General features: G+C 72.0%; 7 protein-coding genes. 6 read left to right on the top strand and 1 reads right to left on the bottom strand.

What is annotated here, in order from left to right:
- Positions 1 to 95 precede the first annotated feature (95 nt).
- From ABYE80_RS13365 to ABYE80_RS13390, 6 genes are all read left to right on the top strand, one after another.
- On the top strand, positions 96 to 1,601 hold the full coding sequence (locus ABYE80_RS13365) for an FAD-dependent oxidoreductase (protein WP_372790778.1): 1,506 nt from the start codon (positions 96 to 98) through the stop codon (positions 1,599 to 1,601).
- Between the two features lie 134 nt (positions 1,602 to 1,735).
- Entirely contained in the window at positions 1,736 to 4,906 is a 3,171-nt protein-coding gene (locus ABYE80_RS13370) for a hypothetical protein (protein ID WP_372790779.1), read from the top strand.
- Between the two features lie 23 nt (positions 4,907 to 4,929).
- Entirely contained in the window at positions 4,930 to 6,192 is a 1,263-nt protein-coding gene (locus ABYE80_RS13375) for a cation:proton antiporter (RefSeq protein WP_372790780.1), read from the top strand.
- A 133-nt stretch (positions 6,193 to 6,325) separates the two neighbouring features.
- Entirely contained in the window at positions 6,326 to 6,847 is a 522-nt protein-coding gene (locus ABYE80_RS13380; RefSeq protein WP_372790781.1) for a hypothetical protein, read from the top strand.
- Positions 6,848 to 6,985: 138 nt separating this feature from the next.
- Positions 6,986 to 7,441: a hypothetical protein gene (locus ABYE80_RS13385; protein WP_372790782.1), complete on the top strand. Its 456-nt coding sequence runs from the start codon at positions 6,986 to 6,988 to the stop codon at positions 7,439 to 7,441.
- A gap of 114 nt (positions 7,442 to 7,555) precedes the next feature.
- Positions 7,556 to 7,921, top strand: coding sequence for a DsrE family protein (locus ABYE80_RS13390; RefSeq protein ID WP_372790783.1), 366 nt, complete (start codon positions 7,556 to 7,558; stop codon positions 7,919 to 7,921).
- Here the strand turns inward: ABYE80_RS13390 and ABYE80_RS13395 are convergent.
- On the bottom strand, positions 7,911 to 8,372 hold the full coding sequence (locus ABYE80_RS13395) for a PaaI family thioesterase (protein ID WP_372790784.1): 462 nt from the start codon (positions 8,370 to 8,372) through the stop codon (positions 7,911 to 7,913). The genes ABYE80_RS13390 and ABYE80_RS13395 overlap by 11 nt on opposite strands.
- Between the last annotated feature and the right edge of the window lie 64 nt (positions 8,373 to 8,436).

An 8,436-nucleotide genomic window follows, 5' to 3' on the forward strand; every position in this document is an offset into this window, starting at 1 on the left:
CCGCGCATTTCCCGACCCCGGAGTGCGGTTCGCCCGCGTGACGCGCCGGAAAACGTACGGATGAAGGACCGCGAGTCACGGTCGAGGATCGCGTCATGCTCGGGAGCGCTAGACAGGGATCCGATCGGGTCGGACCACCGCGGATCGTCATCGCGGGAGGCGGGGTCGCCGCACTCGAAACGGTGCTCGCCCTGCGAGCGCTGGCCGGGGATCGCGTCGCGATCGACCTCATCTGCCCGGACCGCGAGTTCGCCCACCGTCCGTTGTCCGTGCTCGAGCCGTTCGACACGACATCCGACCTGACCGTCGTGCTCAGCGACTTCTGCTCCGAGCACGGCGTTCGGCTGCACGCCGCCAGGCTGAGCGCGATCGACAGCGAGGGTCACGTGGTCCACACCTCCGACGGCGCATCCCTCGGCTACGACCGCCTGCTCGTCGCCGTCGGCGCGCGCCCCGAGGCGGCACTCCCGGGCGCCGGGGTCTTCCGCGGAGCGCACGATGCCCCGCACCTGCGCGGGGTGGTCGACCACCTCGACTTCGGCCACGCCGCCGAGCTCGCGTTCGTCGCGCCCGACCCCGACGCCTGGCTCGTGCCGCTCTACGAGCTCGCGTTGCTGACGCGCGCGATGCTGAGCTCCCACGGCAGCCGGACGGCCACGATCACCGTCGTCACCGCCGAGGAACGGCCGCTCGCGGCGCTGGGCCCCGCCACGTCCGACATGGTCCAGCTCGCGCTTGCGCGGGACCGGATCGCGCTGCAGACCGGGGTCGTCGCCGTCGCGGTGCAGGACCGGACCGTGGTGCTCGAGGACGGCACCGGCATTCCCGCCGACCACGCGGTGACCCTCCCGCGCTGGCACGGCGTTCCGATGCCCGGACTCCCGCACGACGGCGCCGGGTTCGTGGAGATCGACGACCACGCCCGGGTCCTCGGTGTCGAGGACGTCTACGCCGCCGGCGACATGACCGCGGGCGGCCCGAAGCAGGGCGGGATCGCCTCGCGTCACGCCGACGCCGCGGCCCAGATGATGCTGGCCTCGCTGGGCTTCGACGTGCAGGCGCACCCGTTCACGTCGGTCCTCGAGGGGCTCCTGCTCACCGGAGCGGTCTTCGACGGCCTGGACCCCGATCGGCCGGCGGGGATCGCGCCGCCGACGAAGATCATGGCTCGTTACCTGGCGCCGTACCTCCGCAGCCGTGTCGTCGGCGACGCCGATCCTGGACGTCAGGGCCTGCAGGTCGGCGGCCCGCGGCTGGACGGCGCCCACCAGGACCCGCGGGCCACGAACCCGGGCCTGCGCCTGCGCCTGCCGTACGGCGTGAAGCCCCAGCTGCTGCAGACGTTCATGACGGACGAGCTCGGCGGGCTGGGCGGCGACGACGGCGAGTGCCGCCTGCTGCGCGAGACGACGCGGCGCTACCTGGCGGCCGGCGGGGACGTCGAGGCGGTCGTACGAGCGACCGGGCGCGACCCGATGACCGTGCGCGCCGATCTACGTCGGGCCGAGGAGCTCCTCGGGCACCCCCTGGCCGAGCGCCAGTTCCCGGTCCGCATCGCGCTCGAGCTGGCGGCGCGCGAGCCGACCGCGACCTCGGCGTGAGGGCGGGCGCCGCCGTACTCGACTAACGCTGACGCGCCAGCTAGGGTGCCTGCGTAAGTCGGCGGGACGGCGCCGGTTGAGGGACCGGCCCTGCCCCATCACGTGGCTTCGTCCACGTCCTCGATAGGAGCCCCGTGCTGCGTCCCCGCTTGACCGCATCGCTCGCCGTCCTTGCCATCGGCGCGGCCTCGCCCCCCGCGCTCGCCGCCGGCACCGGCGAGACGCTCCTGGTGTCGGGGCTTCCGGGGCTGGCCCCGCCCACCCCCGATCTCTTCGCCTGGAACATCAGCGGCTACGGCTACCGGGACGACAGCGACGGCCGGTCCGACCTCAGCGCCGACGGCAACCTGGCGGTGTTCGCGACCGAGGCCGACGACCTCGCCGCCGGCCCAGGCGACTTCGGCCCCTCGCAGGTGGTGCTGAAGAACGTCGCCACGGGCGCCCTGACGAACCTCACGCCCGGCGCCAACGGCGGATCCTCGATGCCATCCCTCAGCGACGACGGGACGAAGGTGGCGTTCGCCAGTACGGCCACGAACCTGAGCCCGGCCGACACCACGCCCGACCCGGACGTGTTCGTCAAGGACCTGGTCTCGGGCACCGTGACGCTCATCAGCAGCACGGCGGACGAAGGGTGCGCCGAGAACACCTGCGTCACCCCGAGCATCTCCGGCAACGGCCAGTTCGTGGTGTTCACGACGTCCGTCCCCCTCGTGGCCGGCGACACGAACACCGCCCAGGACGTGTACCGAGCGTCGTCGCTCGGCGGCGGCTTCACCCTGATGTCGGCGCGGACCGGGACGAACCTCGCTTCGGCCGGCGGCTACTCGCACCAGCCCTCCATCAGCGACAACGGCGTGTTCGTCGCCTTCGCGAGCTCGGCCACGGACCTCGTCGTCGGCGACGCCAACGCCCAGGACGACATCTTCGTGCGCAAGGCCGGATCGACCACGACGATCCTGGCGAGCGCCAAGACGTTCAGTACCGACGAGGCCAATGGCGGCGCCCGCTCCTCGGAGATCTCGGGCGACGGGCAGTACGTCGCGTTCACGACCACGGCCACCGATGTGCTGCCGGCCGCGGACTCCGACGCCACACCGGACACCTTCCGCCGCCGCGTGTCCGACGGCGCGAACCTGCTGGCCACCCAGGCCAGCGTCCTGATCTCCCGGGCGACAGGCGTGGCCGGGACGAAGGCCGATGCTCGCGCCGACGTCTCTGCGATCAGCGACAACGGCGACGTCGTGGCGTTCACGTCCAGCGCCACGAACCTCGGAGGGCCGGGTGGCTACCAGCCGTTCGTCCGTCGCGTCGGCGCCGCCACGACCACCCCTCTCGGCTCCCTCGGCGCGCCCGGCTTCGCCGTGGCCCAGGGACTGTCCGACGACGGCAGCCAGGCGGTGCTGTGGGCCTACGAGGCGCTCGTTCCCGGCGCACCGCCGCACGGCATGTACCGCAGCCCCACGCTCGGCGGCGCCCCGACGCTGCTGTCCACCCGGCCGGGCACTCCGGCCGCCCAGCCGATCCTCACGAACTCGGCCTACGAGTACTACGCCTCCTCCCCGCAGAACCTCAGCGCCGACGGCCGGTACGCGGTGTTCGGAACCGGATCCCCCGCGCTGACCGGTGTCGGGCCGTTCGAGTCCGGCGACGGTCGCCGGATCTTCCGCCGGGACATGCGCACCGGGGACGTCCTGCTCGTCTCACGCAAGGCTGATGGGACGCCCGTCCCGGGCGACCGAGCGACGATCAGCGCCGATGGATCGCGCGTCGGGTTCCGCACGCCCGCCGCGCTGGTGGCCGAGGATGCGGACGGGAAGACCGACGCCTACGTCCTCGACCTGAGAACTGGCACACCGACGCTCGCGTCCAAGGGCGGCCCGGCCGACGCCAACTCCGACGGCTCGACGATCGAGGTGCAGCTCAGCGCCGACGGCCGGCGGGTGCTCTTCCTCACGAAGTCGAGCAACCTCGGTGCGCCCGGCAAGACCCATGCCTACGTCCGCGACCTCGCCGCCGGTACGACGGCGATCGCTGATCGCGCCACCGGCGAGGCGGGCGCTGTCGGCAACGGCGACGTCGAGGCCGCGAGCATCAGCGGTGACGGCACCAAGGTGGCATTCGCCCATGACTCCACCAACCTCGCGGACGACGCCGACGCGGTCCGCGACGTGCACGTCCGCGACCTGGCGACGTCGACGACGGTCCTGGCCACACGGGCCGACGGCAACGGCGCGAAGGGCGACTCGCTCTCCACCGAGCCGGTGATCAACGGGGCGGGCACCAAGGTCGCGTTCCGCAGCTACGCCCGGAACCTCGACGCCACCCTCGGGCTGCTGCCGGCCGGTTCCCCGATCCAGGCGGTCGTCCGCGACCTCGGCGCCGCCACCACCCGCATCGCCAGTCGGGTCGGCGCGGCGGGGCCGATCAGCAACCGGGGCGTCGGGCCGCTGGACCTGTCGGCCGACGGGGCCCTGCTCGCCTTCACCGTCAACGGTGAGAAGAACCCGGGCAACATCGCCGCGAGCAGCCCTCCGTACGCTGACGCGATCGCGGTGCGCAACCTCGCCAGCGGCGAACAGCAGATCGTCGCGATCGGGGCGGCGTTCGATCCCACGAACTCCTCCAGCGCCGTGGGGACGACCGCACCTTCACTGAGCGCCGACGGCCGCTGCCTGGCGTTCTCGGCCCGTGGCACCGGCCTCGTCGCCAACGTCTCTCCGGACTTCCGCCAGCAGTACATGCGGATCCTCAGCGGCGACTGCCAGACGACGGTGCCTCCGGGCCCGGCGCCGGTGACCGGCGTGGAGCGGCCACCGTCCACCCCGACGACCACGACCGCACCCTCGACGCCGAGCGCGACGGCGACGACCCCGAGGATCACGAAGCTGAAGCTCACCAACAGGCGGTTCCGTGTCGGATCCAAGCGCACCGCGACGAGCGCGGCCGGCAGGAAGAAGGCCGCCAAGAAGAAGACCCCCGTCGGGACGACCCTGCGCTTCACGCTCAACACGACGTCCGCCCTGCGCGTGAGGATCGAGAAGCGGACCACCGGTCGACGTGTCGGCAAGACCTGCCGGAAGGCCACCAAGAAGCTGCGGAGGCGCAAGCCCTGCGTCCGCTACGTCCGGGTCGGGACCCTGAAGCGCGCGAGCGTCAAACGCGGCGCCCGTCGCCTCGCGTTCAGCGGCCGGATCGGCAAGCGGGCCCTGAAGCCGGGCCGCTACCGCTTCTCGCTCGTGGCCTCAGCCGGGAAGAGGACGTCGAAGACGGTGCGCGCGACCTTCACCGTGGCGCGACGCTGATCCGTCGGGGCTAGGGTCGGGTCGTGAGCGACCTCGGGATCCTCGCCACCGTCCTCTTCGTCTACAGCCTGGTCTCGCGCAGGCTCGACCGGATGGCCATCAGCGCGCCGATGGTCTTCGTGGCCGCGGGCATGGTGCTCGGCCCGGACGTGCTGGGCGTGATCGACCTCGCCTTGACGAGCGAGACCGGGCTCCTGCTCGCCGAGGCCGCGCTCGTGATCGTGCTCTTCGCGGATGCGGCCCGGATCGACCTCCGCGCGCTGCGGGGCAACAGCAACCTCCCTGCCCGGCTCCTGGGCATCGGGATGCCGCTCACCATCGGGCTGGGTGTCGGGGCCGGCGCGCTGCTGCTGGACCACATCGAGTTCTGGGAGGCGGCGATCATCGCCGCCGTGCTGGCGCCGACCGATGCGGCGCTCGGACAGGCGGTGGTGTCCAGCGACCGGGTCCCGCAGCGGATCCGTCAGGCCCTGAACGTCGAGAGCGGACTCAACGACGGTCTGTCGATCCCGTTCCTCTTCCTGTTCGTCGGCCTCGCCGTCTCGGAGACCGTGGTGACGGCAACCGGCTGGGTGAGCTTCGCCGCCGAGCAGGTCGGGATCGGCATCGCGGTCGGGGTGGGCCTGGGCCTGGTCGGCGGAGCCCTCTACGAGCGCTCGGTGCGCCGCGAATCGATGACCTCGACGTTCCAGCAGCTCGCGATGGTCGGCCTGGCGATCGTCGCATGGGCGCTGGCGAGCGACCTCGGAGGCAACGGCTTCATCGCCGCGTTCACCGCCGGACTGGTCACCGGCCGGATCACGCCGACCTGCGGTGAGACGATCCTGGACTTCACCGACGACGAGGGCCAGCTGCTGAACCTCTCGGTGTTCTTCCTGTTCGGGATCAGCGCCATCGGCTTCCTCGACGCGGCGGACTGGGCGGTCGTCGCCTACGCCGTGCTGAGCCTGACCGTCATCCGCGCGGTGCCCGTCGTGATCGCGCTCTCCCGGACCGGCCTGCGGCGGAGCTCGGTGGCGTTCGTCGCCTGGTTCGGACCCCGCGGGCTCGCCTCGATCATCCTCGCCCTCGTCGTGGTCGAGGAGGAGCCCGAGCTTCCCGGCCTCGACGTCGTGCTCGCCGCGATGACGGTCACCGTGCTCGCGAGCGTGTTCGCCCACGGGCTCAGCGCACGGCCGCTGGTGCGGTCCTACGCGCGTCGGGTCGTGGCGACTCCCGGCGTGACGATGGCCGAGGAGCAGGCGGTGCCCGAGCTCCGGACGCGCGGCAGGCACGCCGACGCGTGACCGGGCCCGCGGGTCCGGCGTCCCGCTCGACCGCCCGACCATGAGAAAGCCCTGAGAACCCTCCACGGATCCTGACGATCGACGGTGTTCGTGCGTCTGCTCCAACGCACCCCATCACGACCCAAGGAGCACGATGCCATCACTTCGTACCGCCCTCACCGTCCTGGGAGCCACCGCGCTGCTCGGCGGACTCGGGACCCCGGCCTACGCCCAGAGCAGCGCCGGTGACTACCCCACGGACAGCGGGAGCTCGCAGTCCGACACCAGCGGCAAGCACACGTCCGGCAAGAAGAAGGCCGGCAAGAAGGGCAAGCGTGCTCGCCACCGTCGCGGCGCGCGGCGTCTCAGCCAGTCGCAGCTCGCGGCGGTCGCCGAGAAGCTCGGCACGACGCTCGCCAAGCTCAAGGAGGCGCAGTCGGAGGTCAAGGCGGCCGTGAAGGCCTCCGAGGAGCGCGAGACGCGCTCGGAGATCGACGCGATGCTGGCCGAGAAGCTCGGTGTCACCGCCACCGAGGTCCGTGCCGCGTTCGACTCCGTGCGACCGGCGCGGAGCACCTCCGGCAAGCGCGGCGGCTGCAAGCGCAAGTCCAGCGAATCGAGCGGGTCGGACGAGTCGACCGCGGGCTCCTACCCGAGCGACACCGCGGCGTCGTAGCCGACCGCGCCACAAGCCTCCGGGGCCGGACGGCGGGTGACCGTCCGGCCTCGCGAGGCGGTCACACGTGGGAACGATCGAGGAACGCGGATCGGGGATCGTCCTCCTTCACCACGTCAACCGGATGGAGGAGCAGAGGTGTCGAAGCATCGGGAGCAGATCATCGCGGCCGCCGACGGGAAGGTCGGCGAGCAACTGCTCGGCGCGACGTTCGCCAAGCCGCGCGGCGCGACGACGGCGGCAGCGGCCGGCGGCGCGATCGCCCGGGAGATCGGCGTCCAGTGGAGCGGCAAGCAGCGCCAGGGCGCGGAGGCCGTCGGCATCCGTCTCGGGAATCCCGGCGCTGTCGCCGTCACCCCGACGAGCCTCGTGACGATGTCGGTCGGGGTGAGCATGGGCGGTCAGATCAAGGAGGTCAAGGAGGTGCTCAGCACCGTTCCGCTGACCGAGGTCGACGCCGTGCAGGTCAAGCGCATGGGTCTTGCCGGCGTCATGGAGATCGTGGCCGGTGGCAGCACGTTCAAGCTCGAGGGCAAGGTCGCCGACATGCGCGACTTCGCCGAGGCGTTCGAGCGGGCCAAGAACGGTGCCTGAGGCAAAGGGCCAGATCACGCGTGTCGAGGCGCGCACCTTCGGGTACTCCGGCTTCCAGTGACGCGGCGCGCGCCGCCGCGGTGAACCAGCCCGACCCAGAAGGAGCTTCGCCCAGTGTCCAACAAGGTGCTCATCAACCTGGCGACCGGTCTCGAGGACAGCGAACGCGTGACCGTGGCCTTCCTCGTCGCGGGGGCGGCCCTGCAGAAAGGCCGCCCCGTCGCGATGTTCCTGACCAAGGAAGCCGTCCGCCTTGCGCAGCCGGGACACGCCGCCGCGGTCGCGTGCGACGGATGCCCACCCCTGGCCCGCCTGTTCGAGCAGTACGCCGACGGCGGCGGCGAGCTGCTCGTCTGCCCGATCTGCGTCGAGGCGCGCAAGCTGGACCCGGAGGGGTTCGTCCCCAACGCCCGCGTGGCCGGCGCGACCCCGATGCTCGAGTGGCTGGGCGACGAGCCGGCGACCGTGTTCAGCTACTGACCGCCTGCGTGACGCGGGGCGCCACGATGGTGATGGTCCCCTGCGCCGCGGCGACGAGCCTGTCCCCCACGTAGGCCTCACCACGAACGACCGCGCTGCGCTTGGTCATGCCCAGCACGGACGCCTCCGCACGCAGCAGACCGGGAGCGACCGGGGCCAGGTAGTTGATCTTGAGCTCCGTCGTCGCGCCCCAGTGGCCGGCCGGGATGACCGGATAGACGACCGCGCCCGTGACGTGGTCGAGCACCGCGGCGATCACGCCGCCGTGCAGGTTGCCCGACGGCGTCGGCTCCTGCGACGACAGGTCGGCCTCCGCCCACAAGCGCCCGGCCTCGATCCTCACGAGCGAGACGCCCAGGTACTGCTGCAGTCCCGGCATCTGGTTCCCGAACTCCAGCATGTGCGCCGCGACCTTCTCGTCGTAGCGCTCCTCGAGTGTCAGCTGTGCCATCTCCGCTTTCCTCCTCTCCCGCGCCCCTGCGGCGCGGCGAGCGGGGAGGTTGCCAGAGCGGGCG

Source organism: Paraconexibacter sp. (assembly GCF_041602235.1).
Lineage (GTDB): Bacteria > Actinomycetota > Thermoleophilia > Solirubrobacterales > Solirubrobacteraceae > Paraconexibacter.